Source organism: Pseudomonas protegens (assembly GCF_003363755.1).
Taxonomy (GTDB): Bacteria; Pseudomonadota; Gammaproteobacteria; order Pseudomonadales; family Pseudomonadaceae; genus Aquipseudomonas; species Aquipseudomonas danubii.
Map to the genome: position 1 here is coordinate 6,540,394 of NZ_CP031396.1, position 19,351 is coordinate 6,559,744.

Consider the following 19,351-nt stretch of genomic DNA (forward strand, 5'->3'; position numbering starts at 1 on the left):
AATCTGGGCGGCGGTCAATCCGACCCAGATTGGAGAAACAAGACATGAGCCTGGTGTTTTCCATGGCGGCCTTTGCCCTGGCCGCTTCCATCACCCCGGGGCCGGTAAACATCGTCGCCCTCAGCAGCGGCGCGCGTTTTGGCTTGCGCAGCAGCATGCGCCATGTGACCGGAGCCACCTTGGGCTTCGTCGGGCTGCTGGTGCTGATCGGCCTGGGGCTGCACGAACTGCTGCGCCAGTGGCCGATCCTGACCCAGGGCATTCGCCTGTTTGGCGTGGCCTTCCTGCTGTTCATGGCCTGGAAACTGGCCAGCGACGATGGCCGGCTCGACACCCAGGACCAGGCGCGGGCGCCTTCGGCCTGGTATGGCGCGCTGATGCAGTGGCTCAACCCCAAGGCCTGGCTGGCCTGTGTGGCCGGCATGGGGGCCTTTGCCGCCGACGGCGAGCTGCGCCAGGTGTGGCTGTTTACCGCGGTGTACCTGGTGATCTGCTACCTGTCGATTGCCTGCTGGGCCTATGTCGGCAGCTGCCTGCGCCACTACCTGAGTCATCCGCCGGGGGTGCGTCTGTTCAACCGCAGCATGGCGGCGTTGCTGGCTGCCAGCGCGGCTTATCTGCTGTTCTAGCGCTGGCCGCGGTACTGGCCGGGAGTGGCCGCCAGGTGCTGTTTGAAGGCGCGCTGGAAATGCGCCTGATCGGCAAAGCCGGCCTCCAGCGCCACCTCGGCGATCGGCGCGCCGCTGCGCAGGCGGGCCTGGGCGAACTGCACCCGCTGGTTCACCAGGTAGGCGTGGGGCGGCATGCCGAACTGCTGCTTGAAAGCGCGGATCAGGTAGGACGGTGACAGCTGCGCCGCCTGGCACAGGTCGTCCAGGCTCAGGGCCTGGGTGCAATGCCGGCGGATGTAGTCGGCGGCTTCCTGCAGTTTGCGGTTGTCGCCCCGGGGCGGCGCCTCGGCGGGGTTCAGGCGCTGCTGCAGGTCGCTGAAAAAGCTCACCACGGCGCTGTGCTTGAGCAGGGGCTCGGCCTCGGCGGCCACCAGGGTCCGGTACAGCTGCTCCAGCTCGGCGAACAGCTGCGGGTCGCGGCTGTGAGTCTCGCGAAACGGCCGAAAGCCCAGCTCGGCGCAAAAGCCCAGGTCGTGCTGCAGGGCGGTCAGCCAGGGCGTGTCGACATACAGCATGCGATAGGACCAGGGCTGATCGTCGATCGGGTTGCAGGCGTGCACCACCCCCGGGTTCATCAGCACCACGGTGCCGCGGCTGACCCGCCACTGCGAGTGGCCGCTGAGGTAAGTGCTGACACCCGCGGTGATGCTGCCGATGGAGAACTGTTGGTGGGCATGGCGGCTGTAGCAGACCTTGCGGCCATCGGCGATGGAGCGGGCTTCGATGAACGGCAGGGCAGGGTCGCGCCAGAACTGCGGTTCCTGGTCGGCGGTGAGGGCAGGCTTCATTGAGGTTGTCCGTCTGCGAAAGCTGGCGCGATTGTATAAGGCTTTGTACGAAAAGCCTTGATACTCGGTGATGCTGCGTTGAAAACGGTCTCGGAATGCTCATTTACACCCCGTAAACTCCGCTTCCTCGACCGTTTTCGCCTTGCCTGACCTTCGTCTCAAAACTTTTCGTACAGAGCCTAGCTCTGGCCGTCGAAGGCGCGTTGCAGCGTCGCGATATCGAGTTTTTTCATCCCCAGCAGGGCCTGCATCACCCGTTGCGAACGGGCCGGGTCGGGGTCGCAGATCATCGGCGTGAGGCACTGCGGCACGATCTGCCAGGACAACCCGAAGCGGTCCTTGAGCCAGCCGCAGCGCTGCGCCTGTGGCGGGCCGCCAAAACCCAGGGCGTTCCAGTAGTGATCCAGCTCGGCCTGGCTGCGGCAATGCACTTGCAGGGAGATGGCTTCGTTGAAGCAGAACAGCGGGCCACCGTTGAGGGCGGTGAAACCCTGGCCGTCGAGTTCGAACGCCACGCTCATCACCGAGCCCTCGGGGCGTCCGTGAATGTCGAAGCCGGCCTTGCCGTAGTGGCTGATGTGGGTGATGTGTGACTGTTCGAAGACCGAGCAGTAGAACTGTGCCGCCTCGTGTGCCTGGTGGTCGAACCACAGGCACGGAGTGATGGTCTGGATGCGTGGCATGGTGTCGGTCCTCTGCGGGTTGATCACGCTGGCTCAAGCGTAGTCAACCCGCTGCCGCGCAGTGCGACCGTGAATCGGCGCGCTCAGAAGTCCCAGCGGGTCGCCAGTTGCAGGCTGCGTGGCTCGCCGTAGAAACCGGTGCCGAAGTTGCCGATGCCGGTGTAGTACTGCTTGTCGAAGAGGTTCTTCACGTTCAGGGTCGAGCTCAGGTGCTGGCTGAACTGGTAGCGGGCCATGGCGTCCACCAGGAAGTAGCCGTCCTGGGTGATGCGCGAGTCATGCCCGCCGTTGACCGCGTCGCTCGGGTCGGGCTGGTAGACCTTGCCGAAGAATTGGCTCTGCCAGTTGACCCCGCCGCCCAGGGTCAGGCGGTCCCAGGCGCCGGGCAGGCGGTAGCTGCTGAACAGCCGCGCCACCTGCTGCGGCTCGGTGGTTTGCAGGACCGAGCCGTAGACGTAGTCGTGATTGGCGTCGCGGGTGTGGTTGTAGCTGTAGCCGGCGGACAGGTTCCAGCCGTCCAGCAGCTCGCCGGCCACCTCGACCTCGAAGCCCTTGGTGGTCGCGCCCTTGGTCGGGCGGTAGACGGCGTCGGTGCCCCAGCCGTCCACCAGTTGCGCGACATTGTCCTGCTGCACATGAAACACCGCGAAGCTGGCATTGACCCGGCCGTCCAGGTATTCGGCCTTGATCCCGGCTTCGTAGCTGTCGCCCTGCACAGGGTCGAGGATCCTGCCGTCGGCGTCCTTGCTCATTTGCGGCTGATAGATGCTGGTGTAGCTGGTGTACAGCGAGTAGCGGTCGTTGAGGTCATAGACCAGCCCGGCATAGGGCGTGACCACTCCGGTCTGCTGGTAGCGCTGGCGCGCGTCGGCGCGGCCGGGCTCGAAGTAGCGGGTGTTGTCGATGCCCTTGAAGTCGCTGACCCGGGTGCCGAGGATCACCGCCAGGTCGTCGCTGGGCTTGAGCCGGGTGGCCAGGTAGGCACCGGTCTGGCGCTGGAGGATGTCGTTGTCGCCGATCTGCTGGATGTCCGGCTTGGCGAATTCGCCGCGCCACTGATAGATGCTGCCGCCCACCGGCGGGTACACCGAACCGTGGACCGGGATGTCCTGCTTGGCGTTCATCAGCATGAAGCCGGCGATCAGCTCGTGTTCGCGGCCCAGCAGGGCGAAGGGGCCGTGCAGGTTGATGTCGAGGTTGTCCTGGGTCTGCTCGCCCTTGAACTTGCCCATGTACATGAACATGCCGTCGCCGCTGGCCTGGTCCGGGTTGCCGCCGCTGGCCGAGCCCAGCAGGGTGTCGTGCTCGCGGCGCAGGTGGTCGTAGCTGACCTTGAGGGTCCAGTCATGGGCCAGTTGCTGTTCCAGGGAGGTGAACAGGGTCTGGTTCTTGAAGTCGCGACGGCTCCAGTCGGTGGCCGGGTTGAACGAGCGGGAAAAGTGTGTGCGCGAGCCGTTGCTGAAGTACATCGGGAAGCCGGTCCAGGTGGCGCCTCGGGAACGGGTGTTCTGCTGGTCCAGGCCCACCGTCAGCAGGGTGTCGGGGGTCAGGTCGGCCTCCAGCACGCCGTAGGCGATGTCCTTGCTGTTCTGGTAGTGGTCCAGGTACGAGCTGCGGTCCTGGTAGACGCCGACGAAGCGCCCGCGCAGGTTGCCGGTCTCGGTCAGTGGTCCGGAGATATCGCCTTCGCTGCGGTAGTTGTCCCAGGAGCCGAGGGTGCCGGTGACCGAGGCCTTGAAGTCCTTGGTCGGCCGCTTGCGGATCAGGTTGACGGTGGCCGAGGGGTCGCCGGAGCCGGTCATCAGGCCGGTGGCGCCCTTGATGATTTCCACCCGGTCGAAGGTCGCCATGTCGGTGCTTGTGGTGCCGTAGTCGTAGACCCCGTCGTAGGTGACGTTGACCCCGTCGTACTGGAAGTTGGTGATCGGCAGGCCGCGGCTGGAAAACTCCCAGCGTTCGCTGTCGTAGTTCTGCACGCTGACCCCCGGGGCCCGGCGCAGGGCATCGGCGATGCTGTTGCTGCCCTGGTCGTCCAGTTGCTGGCGGGTGATCACCGTCACCGATTGCGGGGTTTCCCGCAGTGACAGGTTGAGGCCGGTGGCCGAGGCGCTGGCCCCGGTGGTGTAGCTGCGGCTGTCCTCGGTGACGCTGCCCAGGCCCTGGGCGGACACCTGGGTGGTGCCCAGCTGCAACGGGCCGCTGGCGGTCGGCAGCGCTTGCAGCACATACCCGCCGCTGACGGCCTGGGCTTGCAGGCCGCTGTCCTTGAGCAGCTGCTGCAGGGCTTGTTCGACGCTGTAGCGGCCCCGCAGCCCCGGGCTCTGCTTGCCGGCGGCGAGGTCGTTGTGCCCGGCGACAAAGACCGCGCTCTGTTCGGCGAAGCGATTGAGCACGCTGACCAGTGGGCCGGGGCCGATGTCGTAGCTCTGGCGCTGGCTGTCCGCCTGCTGGCTGGCGGGGTTTTCGGTGGCCTGGGCCCAGGGGGCGGGCAGGCACAGCAGGGCGCTGCACAGGGTCAGGGGACGCAGGGATGGGCGCAAGCGGGGACGGTTGGGGGTTGGCATGGAGTTCCCTTGTGGATCGGCAATGTGAGTGCTGTTACCCGGTTAACCGAACCAGACAGGCAAAAGGGAACCGCAACCTTAAAAAAATGTTCGCCGGATGTTCAGGCGCGGGGTTCAGGCCCGAGGTTCAAGGGTCACCCACCAGGCAGTCAGGCGCTGGACCCGCACCGGCAGGGCGGCTTCCAGCAGGGCCAGGGCCTGGTCGGAATCGTGCAAGGGGAAGGCGCCCATGACCGGCAAGCGACCCAGGGCCGGGTCGCAGCCCAGATGCCCCGGGCGATAGCGCCCCAACTCTTCGAGCAGTTGCGCCAGGGGCAGGTTGTCGGCCAGCAGCAGCCCGCGACTCCAGGCTTCGCGAGCGGCGCTGGCGCCTTGCAGCGGACCCAGCGCGACGGCGTCGAAGGCCAGCTGCTGGCCGGCATCGACCCGCTGCTGCCGGCCGCTCTTGGCGCTGTGCACTTGCACCGCGCCGGCGTAGACGTTGAGCAGGGTGCGGGCGCCCTCCCGGCGCACGCTGAAGCGCGTGCCCAAGGCCTGCAGCCGTCCGTGTTCGGTGTCCACCCGCAGCGGTCGCTGCGGATCCCTGGCGGTGTCGATGAGGATTTCGCCCTGGTGCAGGTGCAACAGTCGCTCCCGGGCGCTGTAGCGCACATCCAGCGCGCTCAGGGCACTGAGCCAGAGGTGGGTGCCGTCGCTGAGCCGGACCTCGCGGATCTCCCCGGTGCCGGTGGCGTAGTCGGCTCGCCAGCGACCCAGAGCCTGGGGCAGCGGCGTACCGCGCCAGGTGCCCCAGCCCAGGCCGAGCAACAGCAAGGCGCCGAGCACCTGGCGCCGCCCCAGTGGCGCCCGCCGGCCACCGCGCAGGGCCTGGCCGGCGGCTTGCTGGGCGCCGGCCTCCTGCAGCGGCAGCAGGCACTGGCTGACCCGCTCGACGTAGCCCCAGGCCCGACGGTGTTCCGGGTGCTGTTCGAGCCAGGCCTGCCAATGGCGGCGTTGTTCGTCGCTGACGGCTTCGTCCTGGAGTTGCACGTACCAATGGGCGGCCTGTTGCAGGCTGGCATGGCTCAAGCGCTGGGCGCCGTGTTCGCTCATGGGGCTCTACTCGATCAGCAGGCCGTCGAGTTCGGCCTCCAGCAGCGCGCAATGCACCAGGGCCTGGGCCAGGTATTTCTTCACCATGCGCTCCGAGACCCCCAGTTCTTCGGCAATGGCCTTGTAGGGACGGCCATGCAACTGCGCCAGGAGAAAGGCCTCGCGCACCCGTTGCGGCAGGCGGCCGAGCATGGCGTCCACTTCATAGAGGGTCTCGACGATGATCGCCCGTTGCTCCGGGGACGGTTGCAGCGCCTGGGGCCGCGCCGCCAGGGCCTGCAGCCAGGCCTGTTCCAGCTGGCGGCGGCGCCAGTGATCGATGCACAGGCCCCGGGCGATGGTGGCCAGGTAGGAGCGCTGCTGCACCTCGCCGTCCAGCTGCGGCGGGCGCTTGAGTACCCGGACGAAGATTTCGTGGGCCAGATCGGCGGCATCCCAGGCGTGGTTCAGGCGGCGCCGCAACAGTTCATAGAGCCAGGGGTGATGGGCGTCATAGAGGTTGTGGACCAGTGCGGGGCTGGCGGGCGGCATGGAAGGCAAGGGCGTGGTCCGGTGGCGGGTGGCGTTGCAAATGGGAATTGCTCGCGATTAAAGCAAAACCCCTGATACGCTGCAAATGATATTGATTCGCCGTTGTGCCGGGGGGCAGCCCGGCCTGAGGCGCGGCGTCGGGGTCAAGTCTGGCGCCGCCGGGGCGATAAAACACTCAAGGCAGTGCCAGCGAGTGCTTGCCGACCAGGGTTTCTACAGTGGTATCTTCGCCTGCACCCCCTGTTTGCCCCACGGCGCCGCCAGACGCCGGGCGGTCGTGGCGGGGGCCGTCTGCGGGGGGGCGGGCATGCAGTGGCAGAGGGGAGAGGTTGATGCGGCAACCGAGGTTCAAGCTGTTTTTCACCCACCGCCTGGCGCTCCTGGCGGGCGCCGAGTCCTTGCGTTCGATACGTGAGGGGCTGCTCTGGCTGTTGCCCTGTCTGCTGGTTTCGGCGGTATTCCTGATACTGGCCCAATGCGCCCAGGCCCTGGGGGCTCCCAGTACCCTGGTGGACTTGCTGGCCGGGCTGCACAAGCGCATCAGTTCGATCATCCCCTTGCTGGTGGCGGCGTCCATCGGCTACATGCTGGCGATCCAGTACCGCTTGCCCCAACTGCCGGTGGCCTTTCTCTGTCTGTCCCATGTGGTGATCGCCATCTATCTGCTGCGGGACTATCCGCTGGCGTCGGCGACCTTCGTGCTGTTCATTGCCATTGCCTCGCCTCTGGTCAATGTCCCGGTCATGGCCTGGCTGCATCGCCGACGCTGGACACGGCTGGTGGACGAGGGGCTGGTGGGGCACAACCTCAAGGGCACCATCAATATGGTGCTGCCGGGGGTGCTGACGTCCCTGGTGCTGGTGGCGGTGCTGCAGTCGCTGTTGCAGGTCCACGACTTTGCCTACGTGCAAGGCCCGATCGACATCGACAGCCTGGACTATCCCTACTTCAACGCGATCCTTTTGACCACGACCAACTCCCTGCTGTGGTTCTTCGGCATTCACGGCACCTACGCCATGCAGCCGTTGATGGAGGTGATGGATCAGGCGGTGGCCCTCAATGCCGCCGATCACGCTGCCGGGCAGCCCCTGCGCTATGCCCTCAACAGTGGCTTGCTGGGCTGTTTCGCCTTCATCGGCGGTTCCGGCGGCTCCCTGGCCCTGGTGCTGGCGATCCTCGGTTTTTCCAAGAGCCGTTCCATGCGCCTGCTGGCGCTGGCGAGCCTGGCGCTGTCGCTGTTCAACGTCAACGAACTGCTGCTGTTCGGCCTGCCGATCATTCTCAACCCGCGCCTGCTGGTGCCCTTCATGCTGGTGCCCATGGTCAATGCCTGCCTGGCCCTGCTGGTGGTGCAGCAGGGCTGGGTGAGCCCGGCGCTGGTCAGCGTGCCCTTTACCTCACCGGTGCTGCTCAATGCCTACCTGAGTACCCAGGGCGATTGGGGCGCGGTGCTCCTGCAACTGGTGCTGCTGGGCGTCGGTACGCTGATCTACACGCCTTATGTGCGCAGCATCCAGCGCCAGGGCGAAGGCAGCGAGCAGGTGTACCTGAAGGCCTTCGACGCCACCTTCCATAGCCTTGAGGAGCGGGGCCGGCTGTTGGAGCTGGACCCGATGGTGGCGGCCTACAAACAGGCGGCCCAGCAGTCCTTGCAATTGGCGCGGATCCAGCAGTTGAGCGGCTACGACTTCCACCTGGAGTATCAGCCCCAGGTGGCCAAGGGCAGTGGTCTGTGTACGGGGTGCGAGGCGCTGATCCGTGCCCGGGATGCCCAGGGGCAGGTCAAGTCGCCCTGGGAGCTGCTGCAATGGCTGGGGCAGGCCGGGCTGATGCCCGAGGTGGATTTCTGGGTGGCGTCCCAGGCGGTGCGCCAGCACCTGGCCTGGAGCAAGATCGGGTTCGAGTTGCCCATCACCATCAATATCTCCAGCGCCACCCTGGCCTCGGCGGAACATGGCCGTCGCCTGCTGGAGATTCTGGCCCGGGCCCATGGCCAGGTGTCGGTGGAGATCACCGAGGACGCTCTGGTGGGGGATGCGCTGCTGACCCAGCAATGGATCGGCAAATTGCATGCCCTGGGCGCGCGGGTCTATATCGACGACTTCGGCACCGGCTTCTCGGCCTTGAGCTACCTGCACCAGTTTCCGGTGGACGGGATCAAGATCGACCGCAGCTTCGTCCTGGCCCAGCGCGAGCCCAAGGGTGCCCAGGTGCTCAACGGTCTGCTGCGCTTTTGCGAGACGCTCAAGCTCAAGGTGGTGGTGGAAGGGGTGGAAACCCGGGAGCAACTGGACTTCCTGCAATCGAGCTCGGAGCTGATCATCCAGGGCTGGTACTACAGCAAGTCCCTGCCCGGGGAGCAGATCCCCGGTTTTGTCAGCCAGCGGGCGCGCAGTGCCCTGGCCGCCCGCGAGGATTGAGACGCCGCTTCAGGCTGCGGGACCAAACGCCGGATGTTCCGGGCGCGCCAGGGCCTGCCAGGCGCCGGCCAGGTGCGCGTCGGCGGCGAGCAGCCACAGGCCCTGATGGGGCTCCAGGGCCTGGGCGGGCAGGGCGAGCAGCTCGGCCAGGGGCAGGCGCAGGCTGCGGCCCGGATCGGCGTCGTCCGCGGCCTGCCAATCCCGTTCGAACAGGCGCAACTCCAGGTCCTGGTGGTCGAAGTGCCGCAACAGCGGCCGGTGGCGCAGCCATTGCGGTGCGATGCGCAGGCTGCGCTGGTGCACGTCCAGCAGCAACAGCTGCCAGGCGCGGTGGCCGTCCTCGACGTCGAGGCGCAGTCGGGTCAGGGCCAGGTAACGGCCATCGGCGGACCAGATCAGCGACGGTGCCAGGTCCGTCAGGGCGCAGCCGCTGGCGGTGAGCAAGTGGCCGCCCAGGCGCGGGCTGCCTTCCCGCAGCCAGCTGTCGGCGTATTCGGTTTCGCTGCCGAACAGCCACGCGGCATCCCGGCCGTCGGGGGCCGGCTGGATGAAGTCGCCTTCAGCCACCGCGGCCTGGGGCCGGTCCACCAGGCGCCAGTCGGCCAGCGGCAGCAGCTGCTGCTCGGTGATCTGCAAGCGCTGGCGTTGGTAGCACAGCTGGGAGCCGTCTTGCTCGGCGCAGAACGCGGCAGCGTCGTCGGGAGCCGGCGCGGGCTGATTGAAGCGTTGCAGGGGGCTGCTTGGCAGGTCCTGGTCGAGGCGGCCGACGATCACCGCCAGGCCCAACTGGCCATGGCGCAGGTCCAGCAGGCGCGCCGCCAGCAGCGGCGGGCTGTGCAGCAGGCGTCGCTGTTGCAGGTCGGCCACCACTGCCCGGTCGCTGACCAGGGGAAGCCGGGCAACAGGCAGCAGGGCCAGGTAGCGCCGGCAGTCGGAAACCCGATGGTCCAGCCGCCAGTGCCCGGGCAGTTGCCAGTCGCCGATCCGGCAGGCGTAGGCGCCCAGGCCGCGTTCATCGTCGGCCAGCCAGCTGAACAGCGCCCGCTGGCCGTCCAGCAGCGGCTCCGACTCGATCTGGCTGTCACCGCGCTGGCCGCCGCGGTCCAGGGGCTGGCGCACTCGGGTCCGCACCAGGGGCAGCGGCGCGGCCTGCAGGCAACCTTCGGGGTCGTGGCCGACGCCGGTCTCGGTGTCGCTGTGGATGCTGTGCAGGCGATAGCCGTAGCGGCCCCGGTCGGCTTCGGCGCAGTCCAGGTAGGCCGCGTGACGCAGGTAGTGGCTGTCCAGCTCCAGCAGGGGGCCGGGGTAAAAGGAGGGTTCCGCCGGGCTGGCGACCCAGGGCGCCGGCAGCGGGCGCCAGCCGTGGTCTGCCTGCCACAGCCAGGTCGCGGCCAGATCGGGTTGTTGTTCCTCGCGGGCGCTGCAGGCCAGGGAGCGGCTGTCGCGGCTCCAGCAGCGGGGGCTGTCGGCGCCGATCAGCAGGCCAGTGGGCTGGCCGTCCAGGCTCAGTTGGTAAGGCGGTGCCCGCAGGGGTTCCAGGGGTTGGGGCAAGTCTCGCAAGCAACTGGGCAGAAGCATCCGCGCCTGGAGCCGGTGACGCCCGTCCGGGGACTGTTCCTCGAAGCTCTGCCGGGCCAGGCTGTCGACCCAGGCACCGGGCTCCAGCCACAGATCGGCCACCGCCAGCAGGTCGATCGCTTCGGCGCCCTCCAGCAGCGTGGCCAGGCTGGCGTGGCGCGAGCCGTTGTCCACCAGGGGACTGTGCCGCCCGCTCAGGCGCTCTTCGCTGAAGGCGTCCAGCTCCCAGAATTCGCTGTGGTCGCAGCGGTACAGCCGACGCAGCGAGCGATCGAGGATCGCCAGGCCCCAGCGTTGCCGCGATGGCAAGGGCGCCGCGAAGTAGCGTCCGTCGCTGGAGAAGCGCGCCGACGACCCCAGTCCTTGCAGCAACACGCCGTCCGGAAACAGGTAGTCGCAATAGGTGGGGCCGCCCATGGCGATCTCGCCCTGGTTGAACACCCGGATCGGCAGGCCTTCCGGGGTGCTCTGCGGTTCGCTGCCGCCCCAGGCGCTGGTGCTGGCCGCGGGGGCCTGGACCAGGCCCAGGCGGCGCTCCAGGTGGCTGATGGTGCCCATGCCAACCAGGATGCTGGCGAAGGCCGCGGCGATGTCCCAGTACGCCGGCAATGCCCGCCCCAGGCTGAAGCCCAGGCCGAACACCGCGCTGATCATCAGCCGGGCCATGGCGCGGCCGGTGCGGGGCCAGCCCAGGCGAGCCGCCAGGACCATGCCGGCGGCGCAGCCCAGCACCACGGCCAGGGCCAGGGGCGGCGGCAGCACGGTGACCAGGAAGATAGGGATCAGCAGGGCGCTCAACTGCCAGAGCAGTTCCAGCAACAGGCGCGACAGGCTTTTTTCGGACGGGGCGCTGGGACGGGAGGGCACCGGGGACATCCTTGTGGCGTAGGGGGATGGCAAGGGCTGCCAATCTACGCCCTTGGGCGGAAAAACGCAGCCCGCAAAACCGAGTCGGATTGACCTGTTGCGTGGTCGTTATGACCTGATTTTTTTCGGGTCATAAAGACTCGGTACGGCTGGCGGCCGCGGTTTTACCGGGCGGCGGTCTTGGCATGAAACCTGATGGGCTGATGCATCGCTGATTGGCCAAGGAGTTCCGCGCATGATTCGTCGCTGCAATTCGCCGTTGCCTGTCCCGAGCCAGGGGAGGGATGCCTGTGTCGCTGCCTGAACGTTGGCGGCAATGGGCCGCGCAGCCGCTGTGGAGCCTGGGCTTCCGGCCGTTTTTCCTCGCCGGAGCGGCGTTTGCCTGCCTCGCCCTGCTGGGCTGGGGCCTGTGGCTGCACGGCGGCTGGAGCGGCCGCCAGCCGCTGGGCGGTATGCTGGCGTGGCATCGGCACGAGATGCTGTTCGGCTTCGCCGTGGCGATCATCGCCGGGTTTCTGCTGACGGCGGTGGCCAACTGGACCGGGCGCCCGGCACTGAGTCGCACGCCGTTGATCCTGTTGTGGCTGCTCTGGCTGCTGGCGCGGCTGGCCTGGTGGCTGGCGCTGCCGCTGCCGTTGTTCCTGGTGCTGCAACTGGCCTTCATGCCGGCGCTGGCTGCGGTGGTGGGGCATGAGCTGTGGCGTGCGGGCAAGCGCGACAACTACCCCATGGTGCTGATCCTGGGCCTGTTGACGCTGTTTCAGGGGCAGACCCTGCTGGGCCTGCTGGCGGCGCAGGAGCTCTGGCAGCGCCACGGCGAGCTGGGGGCGCTGTGGCTGGTGGCGGCCCTGATGACGGTGATCGGCGGTCGGGTCATTCCGTTCTTCATCCAGCGCGGGCTCAATCGGCCGCCGGCGCCACCGGCTTCGCCCTGGCCCACCCGGGTGTTGCTGCTGGGCAGCCTGCTGGCGGCAATCTCCATGGCCCTGGGCGGTGGTGACGCGCCACGGCCCTGGCTGGCAGCGTTGTTCGCAGTGCTGGCAGTCCTGCATCTGTGGCGCCTGTGGCACTGGCACCAGCCGGGGCTGTGGCGGCTGCCGCTGCTGTGGTCGCTGTACCTGGGCTACCTGTGGCTAGCGCTGGCCACCCTGGGCATGGCGCTGTGGCACCTGGGCGGTCTGTCGTCGCAGAGTCTGGTGACCCACGCCCTGGCGCTAGGCGGCCTCGGCGGGCTGGTGCTGGGCATGATCGCCCGGGTCAGCCTGGGCCATAGCGGCCGGCCGCTGCAGGTGACCCGGGCCATGGTCGGGGCCTTTGCCTTGCTGTTCCTGGCGGCCCTATGCCGGGTGCTGCTGGTGCCATTCAGTGCCCTGGGCCTGGGAATTTCGGCGCTGCTGGGCGCCTTGGCCTTTGCCCTGTTCGTCGGCGGCTACGCGCGGATTCTGTTGACTGCGCGGCTGTGACAGGCCGCGATCGAGGACCGCCAGCCGCCTCGCCAGGGGCTGGCGGTGAAACTGGACTACGCTTGCGGTCTTAGCCGCGAATGGAGTCCGCGATGTTGTATCCCCGCAAACCCAGTGATGAGGCCCGGCGAGTCCAGACCCTGCGCGAACTGAATGTGCTCGACACCTTGCCGGAGGAGCGTTTCGACCGGGTGACCCGGCTGGCCAAGCGCCTGTTCAATGTGCCCATTGCCCTGATCAGCCTGGTGGACGGCGACCGTCAGTGGTTCAAGTCCGCCGCGGGGCTGGAGGCCAGCCAGACCTCCCGGGACATTTCGTTTTGCGGCCACGCGATCCTGGATGACCAGATCTTCATGGTCCGCGACGCCGAGTGCGACGAACGTTTCCAGGACAACCCACTGGTCACCGGCGAACCGCGGATCCGCTTCTACGCCGGTTGTCCCCTGAGCGTGCCCAATGGCAGCAAGCTGGGCACCCTGTGCCTGATCGATACCCGGCCCCGGGACCTGGACGACGAAGAGCGAGCCCTGCTGCGAGACCTGGCCCGCATGGCCGAGCAGGAGCTGGCGGCCGTGCAGATGGCCAGCATGGACGAGATGACCCTGCTGTCCAATCGGCGCGGCTTCGAAGCCCTGGCCCGGCATGCCCTGGCGGCGTGCACGCGTCTGGACAAGTCGGCGACCCTGCTGTTTTTCGATCTCAACGAGTTCAAGCTGATCAACGACAGCTACGGTCATGCCGAAGGGGACGGGGCCTTGAAGACCTTTGCCGATGTGCTGCGCATTGCCTTTCGCGAGAGTGATGTGATCGGCCGCCTGGGTGGCGATGAGTTCGTGGCCCTGCTGACGGGGGCCAGCAGTGTCGAAACGTCGGCGATCATGGCGCGCCTGCGGGAGATCCTCGATGAGCGCAACGCTTCCCTGAAACGCGGCTACGACATCCGCTTCAGCGTCGGCCAGATCGAATACGACCCCGAGCGCCACGCCGGTATCGAAGCGCTGCTGGCCGATGCCGACCAGGCCATGTACCTGCACAAGCAGGCCGGCAAGCGCAGCCACTGAATCTGCTGCCGGCAAGGCCCGCGGCGTGGAGCGGGGCTGCAACCCAAGGCGCTGGCCGGCCGCTACGGCCCGCGCTCGATGGCCGGTGGCGCATAGCCTTCCTCGAGGGTCACCCCGGCGGCCCTGGCGCGGGTTTCCGCTTGCGAGCGCCGCTGCTGCAGGGCTTGCAATTGAGCCGGGAGCAGGGTTTTCCAGTGTGCTCGCTGGTGCTCGGCAAAATGACTCGCCCAGAACCTGTCCAGGGACATCAGGTTGACGCTGATCAGGTAGACAGCGGTTTCCAGGGGCGCGCTTTTCGAGTCGTAGCGCAGGGCCCGGACATGGGCGATGAAGTTGCCCTGATAGAGATACCAGTCATAGAAGGTGCCGACGGCGAGCCATTCTTCCAGGCTCATTTCACGCTTGGCATCGAACAGGGGATGGCTGAGCGGGGTCATGCCCAGGAGGCTCTCCTGCCCGTCGAGCTTGTGCCATTGCTCGCCGGGTATCCGCGGGTCTGAAGGGAAGTAGTAGGTTTGCCAGCCGGCGCTCTTCAAGTTCTCGATGAGGCGATAGATCAGGTCCTTGTTCTGCTTGTGCGTGCTGTTGTCCGGCAGGCCGCGCAGGTCGATGTTCAATGCCTGGATGTGGTTCGAGACCTGGCCATCCACGGTCATGCTCAGTCCGGACACCTGATCCAGCTCCAGCGTGCCCTCGGGCTGGGAAAGGCTCAGGTCAAGGAGCGCGCCTTGGCGATCGGCTTCATACCAGCACATGTCGACCGCCTCCAGGCAGTCGGCGCCAAAGCGTACCGGGCTGTTTGCAATGACCTCGTCAACCGTTGCGGCCAACGGGATGTGCAGGCTGGCGACTGTGTCGGTCAGGCGATTGGGCTGGGTGTCTTGAGGCTTGTCGCAGCCGGCGAGAAAGATCACCAGCAGCAGGCACGGCAGCTTGATGCCGGGCGGTTTCAGCGGGCGAGCAGACGGCCGGGTTTTCCATGGGGTTCTTTGCATCGGGCATCCGTGAGGGGCAGCTATCTGCACTGCGGCCGGTGAGCCTGGATCGGTGTTCAGCCGGTGTCGCGGCGCTGCGACGAGGGCCTGAGGGCCCTCGCCACAGCCGGGAGTCATTCGTCGAGGTTGCCCATGGCGGTGGTGTTGAAGCCGCCGTCGACGTACATGATCTCGCCGCTGATGCCCGAGGCCAGGTCCGAGCAGAGGAAGGCCCCGGCGTTGCCGACTTCCTCGATGGTGACGTTGCGCCGCAGCGGGGTCTGGGCTTCGTTGGCCGCCAGCATCTTGCGGAAGTTCTTGATGCCCGAGGCGGCCAGGGTGCGGATCGGCCCGGCGGAGACCGCGTTGACCCGGGTGCCTTCCGGGCCCAGGGAACCGGCCAGGTAGCGCACGCCGGCTTCCAGCGAGGCCTTGGCCATGCCCATCACGTTGTAGTTGGGCATGGTGCGCTCGGCGCCCAGGTAGGACAGGGTCAACAGGCTGCCGTTGCGGCCCTTCATCAGCTCGCGACCGGCCTTGGCCAGGGCCACGAAGCTGTAGGCGCTGATGTCGTGGGCGATGCGAAAGCCTTCGCGGGTGGTGGCGTCGGTGAAGTCGCCTTCGAGCTGATCGCCGGGGGCGAAGCCCACGGAATGGACGATGCAGTCCAGGCCGTCCCAGTGCTTGCCCAGCTCGCTGAAGACCTGGGCGATCTGCTCGTCGCTGGCCACATCACAGGGAAAACACAGCTCGGCGCTGGAGCCCCAGCCGGCGGCGAACTCCTCGACCCGGCCCTTGAGTTTTTCGTTCTGATAGGTGAATGCCAGCTCGGCGCCTTCACGGTGCATGGCGGCGGCAATGCCGGAGGCGATCGACAGCTTGCTGGCGACACCGACGATCAGGACACGCTTCCCAGCGAGAAAACCCATAAGTGGCTACTCCTGTTGCAGGTTATTGGGTGTGTGCCGGAGCCAGGAAGGCGGCTTCCAGCAGTTGCTGTGTGTAAGGGTGTTGCGGGGCGCCGAAGATTGCCTGGGCGTCCCCTTGTTCCACCACCTGGCCGTGCTTGATCACCATCAACTGGTGGCTCAGGGCCTTGACCACTGCCAGGTCGTGGCTGATGAACAGGTAGGTCAGGTTGTACTTGCGTTGCAGGTTGCGCAGCAGCTCCACTACCTGGCGCTGCACGGTGCGGTCCAGGGCCGAGGTCGGCTCGTCCAGCAGGATCAGCCGCGGCTTGAGCACCAGGGCCCGGGCGATGGCGATGCGCTGACGCTGGCCACCGGAGAATTCGTGGGGGTAGCGGTGCCGGGTGTCCGGGTCCAGGCCCACTTCCTTGAGCGCTTCGATGATCGCCTGTTCCTGCTCCTGTTCGCTGCCGATCTTGTGGATGCGCAAGCCTTCGCCCACGATCTGGCTCACGCTCATGCGCGGGCTTAGGCTGCCGAAGGGGTCCTGGAACACCACCTGCATTTCCCGCCGCAGCGGCCGTACCTGTTGCTGGCTCAGGGCGTCGAGCTGCTGGCCTTCGAAACGAATGCCGCCCTGGCTGGCGATCAGGCGCAGGATCGCCAGGCCCAGGGTCGACTTGCCCGAGCCGCTCTCGCCGACGATGCCCAGGGTCTGGCCCTGGGGCAGGCTGAAGTGGATGCCGTCCACCGCCTTGACGTGATCCACGGTGCGGCGCAGCAGGCCCTTCTTGATCGGGAACCAGACCTTGAGGTTGTCCACTTGCAGCAACGGCGGGCCGACTTCATTGCTTGCCGGCAAGCCGCTGGGCTCCGCGGCCAGCAGTTCCCGGGTGTAGGGGTGCTGCGGCGCGCGGAACAGCTCCTCGCAGGACGCCTGCTCGACGATGCGGCCTTTCTGCATGACACAGACCCGATGGGCAATGCGCCGCACCAGGTTCAGATCGTGGCTGATCAGCAGCAAGGCCATGCCCAGGCGCGCCTGCAGTTCCTTGAGCAGTTCGAGGATCTTCAACTGCACGGTGACGTCCAGGGCGGTGGTCGGCTCGTCGGCGATCAGCAGCTCCGGCTCGTTGGCCAGGGCCATGGCGATCATCACCCGTTGCCGCTGGCCGCCGGACAGTTCGTGGGGCAGGGCCTTGAGGCGCTTGTGCGGCTCGGGAATGCCCACCAGTTCCAGCAGTTCCAGGGTGCGCCTGCTGGCGACCTTGCCGGTCAGGCCTTTGTGGATGCCCAGCACCTCGTTGATCTGCTTCTCGATGCTGTGCAGCGGGTTCAGCGACGTCATGGGCTCCTGGAAGATCATGGCGATGCGGTTGCCGCGAATGTGGCGAATGGTCTTTTCCTTCAGGGTCAGCAGGTCGTGCCCGGCGTACTGGATGCTGCCGGACGGGTGCTGGGCCAGGGGGTAGGGCAACAGGCGCAGGATCGAGTGGGCGGTCACCGATTTGCCGGAGCCGCTTTCCCCTACCAGGGCCAGGGTTTCGCCGCGCTTGATGTCGAAGCTGATGCCTTCCACCACGCGCTGGCACTGGGCGCCGGCGACGAATTCCACCGCCAGGTCGCGGACTTCGATCAGAGTGTCCTGGGTCATGTCATTTCCTCGGGTCGAAGGCATCGCGGGCGGATTCGCCGATAAACACCAGCAGGCTGAGCATGATCGCCAGCACGGCAAAGGCACTGATGCCCAGCCACGGCGCCTGCAGGTTGGACTTGCCCTGGGCCACCAGCTCGCCCAGGGACGGCGCCCCCGGCGGCAGGCCGAAGCCGAGGAAGTCCAGGGCGGTGAGGGTGCCGATGGCCCCGGTGAGGATGAAGGGCATGAAGGTCATGGTGGAGACCATGGCGTTGGGCAGGATGTGGCGGAACATGATGGCGCCGTTCTGCATGCCCAGGGCCCGGGCCGCGCGCACGTATTCCAGGTTGCGCCCGCGCAGGAACTCGGCGCGCACCACGTCCACCAGGCTCATCCAGGAAAACAGCAGCATGATCCCCAGCAGCCACCAGAAGTTCGGTTGCACGAAACTGGCGAGGATGATCAGCAGGTAGAGCACCGGCAGCCCGGACCAGATTTCCAGGAAGCGCTGCCCGGCCAGGTCCACCCAGCCGCCGTAGAAGCCCTGCAGGGCGCCGGCGATGACCCCGATGATGGAACTCAGGATGGTCAGGGTCAGGGCGAACAGCACCGAGATGCGAAAGCCGTAGATGACCCGGGCCAGCACATCGCGGCCCTGGTCGTCGGTGCCCAGCAGGTTGTCCGCCGAAGGCGGCGCCGGGGCCGGCACCCGCAGGTCGTAGTTGATGCTCTGGTAGCTGTAGGGGATCGGTGCCCAGAGCACCCAGGCGTCCTTCTGTGCCAAAAGCTCGCGGATGTACGGGCTCTTGTAGTTGGCTTCCAGGGGGAATTCGCCGCCGAAGGTGGTTTCCGGGTAGCGCTTGAGGGCCGGGAAGTACCAGCCGCCTTCGTAGTGCACCACCAGCGGCTTGTCGTTGGCGATCAGCTCGGCGCCCAGGCTGAGGATGAACAGCACCAAAAACAGCCACAGCGACCACCAGCCGCGCTTGTTGGCCTTGAAGCGTTCGAAGCGCCGGCGATTGAGGGGGGACAGGTTCATCTCAATGCTCCCGGCTGTCGAAGTCGATGCGTGGGTCGACCAGGGTGTAGGTCAGGTCGCCGATCAGTTTCACCACCAGCCCCAGCAGGGTGAAGATGAACAGGGTGCCGAACACCACCGGGTAGTCGCGGTTGATCGCCGCCTCGAAGCTCATCAGGCCCAGGCCGTCGAGGGAGAAAATCACCTCCACCAGCAGGGAGCCGGTGAAGAAGATGCCGATGAAGGCCGAGGGGAAGCCGGCGATCACCAGCAGCATGGCGTTGCGGAACACGTGGCCGTAGAGCACCCGGCGCTGGGTCAGGCCCTTGGCCTTGGCGGTGACCACGTACTGCTTGTTGATCTCGTCGAGGAAGCTGTTCTTGGTCAGCAGGGTCATGGTGGCGAAGTGGCCGATCACCAGGGCGGTGACCGGCAGCGCCAGGTGCCAGAAGTAATCGAGGATCTTGCGCCCCCAGCTCAGCTGGTCGAAGTCGTTGGAGGTCAGGCCGCGCAACGGGAACCAGTTGAAATAGCTGCCGCCGGCGAACACCACGATCAGCAGGATGGCGAACAGGAAGGCCGGGATCGCGTAGCCGACGATGATCGCCGAGCTGGTCCAGACATCGAAGTGGCTGCCGTGGCGGGTGGCCTTGGCGATCCCCAGGGGGATCGACACCAGGTACATGATCAAGGTGCTCCACAACCCGAGGGAGATGGACACCGGCATCTTCTCCTTGATCAGGTCCACCACCTTGGCGTCACGGAAGAAGCTGTTGCCGAAATCCAGGGTGGCGTAGTTCTTGATCATGATCCACAGGCGTTCCGGCGCCGACTTGTCGAAGCCGTACATGTGCTCGATTTCCTTGATCAGCGCCGGGTCCAGGCCCTGGGCGCCGCGGTAGCTGGAGCCGGCCACCGAGACTTCGGCGCCGCCGCCGGCGATGCGGCTGGTGGCGCCGTCGAAGCCTTCGAGCTTGGCGATCATCTGCTCCACCGGGCCGCCGGGGGCGGCCTGGATGATCACGAAGTTGATCAGCAGGATGCCCAGCAGGGTGGGGATGATCAGCAGCAGTCGGCGAACGATATAGGCCAGCATG

General features: G+C 66.8%; 15 protein-coding genes. 4 read left to right on the forward strand and 11 right to left on the reverse strand.

Features of this window, described 5'->3' with window-relative positions:
* Positions 1 to 44: 44 nt before the first annotated feature.
* Positions 45 to 629, forward strand: coding sequence for a LysE family translocator (locus DWF74_RS29765; RefSeq protein ID WP_060839044.1), 585 nt, complete (start codon positions 45 to 47; stop codon positions 627 to 629).
* On the opposite strand, the gene DWF74_RS29770 is transcribed toward DWF74_RS29765, so the two are convergent.
* From DWF74_RS29770 to DWF74_RS29795, 5 genes are all read right to left on the reverse strand, one after another.
* Positions 626 to 1,459, reverse strand: a complete 834-nt coding sequence (locus DWF74_RS29770; protein ID WP_060839045.1) for an AraC family transcriptional regulator — start codon at positions 1,457 to 1,459, stop codon at positions 626 to 628. The genes DWF74_RS29765 and DWF74_RS29770 overlap by 4 nt on opposite strands.
* Before the next feature lie 179 nt (positions 1,460 to 1,638).
* Positions 1,639 to 2,142: a VOC family protein gene (locus DWF74_RS29780; RefSeq protein WP_060841934.1), complete on the reverse strand. Its 504-nt coding sequence runs from the start codon at positions 2,140 to 2,142 to the stop codon at positions 1,639 to 1,641.
* An 83-nt stretch (positions 2,143 to 2,225) separates the two neighbouring features.
* Entirely contained in the window at positions 2,226 to 4,706 is a 2,481-nt protein-coding gene (locus DWF74_RS29785) for a TonB-dependent siderophore receptor (protein WP_115582352.1), read from the reverse strand.
* A 114-nt stretch (positions 4,707 to 4,820) separates the two neighbouring features.
* Positions 4,821 to 5,798: a FecR domain-containing protein gene (locus DWF74_RS29790; protein ID WP_102864574.1), complete on the reverse strand. Its 978-nt coding sequence runs from the start codon at positions 5,796 to 5,798 to the stop codon at positions 4,821 to 4,823.
* A 6-nt stretch (positions 5,799 to 5,804) separates the two neighbouring features.
* Positions 5,805 to 6,329, reverse strand: coding sequence for a sigma-70 family RNA polymerase sigma factor (locus tag DWF74_RS29795; protein WP_115582353.1), 525 nt, complete (start codon positions 6,327 to 6,329; stop codon positions 5,805 to 5,807).
* Positions 6,330 to 6,661: 332 nt separating this feature from the next.
* On the opposite strand from DWF74_RS29795, the gene DWF74_RS29800 reads away from it, so the two are divergent.
* Complete coding sequence (locus DWF74_RS29800) at positions 6,662 to 8,749, forward strand: EAL domain-containing protein (RefSeq protein WP_102865237.1); 2,088 nt, start codon at positions 6,662 to 6,664, stop codon at positions 8,747 to 8,749.
* 9 nt (positions 8,750 to 8,758) lie between these two features.
* Here the strand turns inward: DWF74_RS29800 and DWF74_RS30840 are convergent, their stop codons facing one another.
* The gene (locus tag DWF74_RS30840) at positions 8,759 to 11,203 is read right to left on the reverse strand and encodes a hypothetical protein (protein WP_115582354.1); all 2,445 of its coding nucleotides are present in this window, start codon (positions 11,201 to 11,203) and stop codon (positions 8,759 to 8,761) included.
* 275 nt (positions 11,204 to 11,478) lie between these two features.
* Between DWF74_RS30840 and DWF74_RS29810 the strand changes: the two genes are divergently transcribed.
* Positions 11,479 to 12,657 (forward strand): NnrS family protein, encoded by a 1,179-nt coding sequence (locus DWF74_RS29810; RefSeq protein WP_180988628.1) that lies wholly within the window; start codon positions 11,479 to 11,481, stop codon positions 12,655 to 12,657.
* Positions 12,658 to 12,749: 92 nt separating this feature from the next.
* Positions 12,750 to 13,718, forward strand: a complete 969-nt coding sequence (locus DWF74_RS29815) for a GGDEF domain-containing protein (protein ID WP_115582355.1) — start codon at positions 12,750 to 12,752, stop codon at positions 13,716 to 13,718.
* A gap of 62 nt (positions 13,719 to 13,780) precedes the next feature.
* On the opposite strand, the gene DWF74_RS29820 is transcribed toward DWF74_RS29815, so the two are convergent.
* From DWF74_RS29820 to DWF74_RS29840, 5 genes are all read right to left on the reverse strand, one after another.
* Positions 13,781 to 14,713: a hypothetical protein gene (locus DWF74_RS29820; protein ID WP_240321984.1), complete on the reverse strand. Its 933-nt coding sequence runs from the start codon at positions 14,711 to 14,713 to the stop codon at positions 13,781 to 13,783.
* A gap of 113 nt (positions 14,714 to 14,826) precedes the next feature.
* On the reverse strand, positions 14,827 to 15,621 hold the full coding sequence (fabI, locus tag DWF74_RS29825) for an enoyl-ACP reductase FabI (protein ID WP_115582356.1): 795 nt from the start codon (positions 15,619 to 15,621) through the stop codon (positions 14,827 to 14,829).
* Between the two features lie 22 nt (positions 15,622 to 15,643).
* Complete coding sequence (locus DWF74_RS29830; RefSeq protein WP_102865234.1) at positions 15,644 to 17,254, reverse strand: ABC transporter ATP-binding protein; 1,611 nt, start codon at positions 17,252 to 17,254, stop codon at positions 15,644 to 15,646.
* Between the two features lies 1 nt (position 17,255).
* On the reverse strand, positions 17,256 to 18,275 hold the full coding sequence (locus DWF74_RS29835; protein ID WP_060843442.1) for an ABC transporter permease: 1,020 nt from the start codon (positions 18,273 to 18,275) through the stop codon (positions 17,256 to 17,258).
* A gap of 1 nt (position 18,276) precedes the next feature.
* Positions 18,277 to 19,350 (reverse strand): microcin C ABC transporter permease YejB, encoded by a 1,074-nt coding sequence (locus tag DWF74_RS29840; RefSeq protein WP_016964272.1) that lies wholly within the window; start codon positions 19,348 to 19,350, stop codon positions 18,277 to 18,279.
* Position 19,351 lies beyond the last annotated feature (1 nt).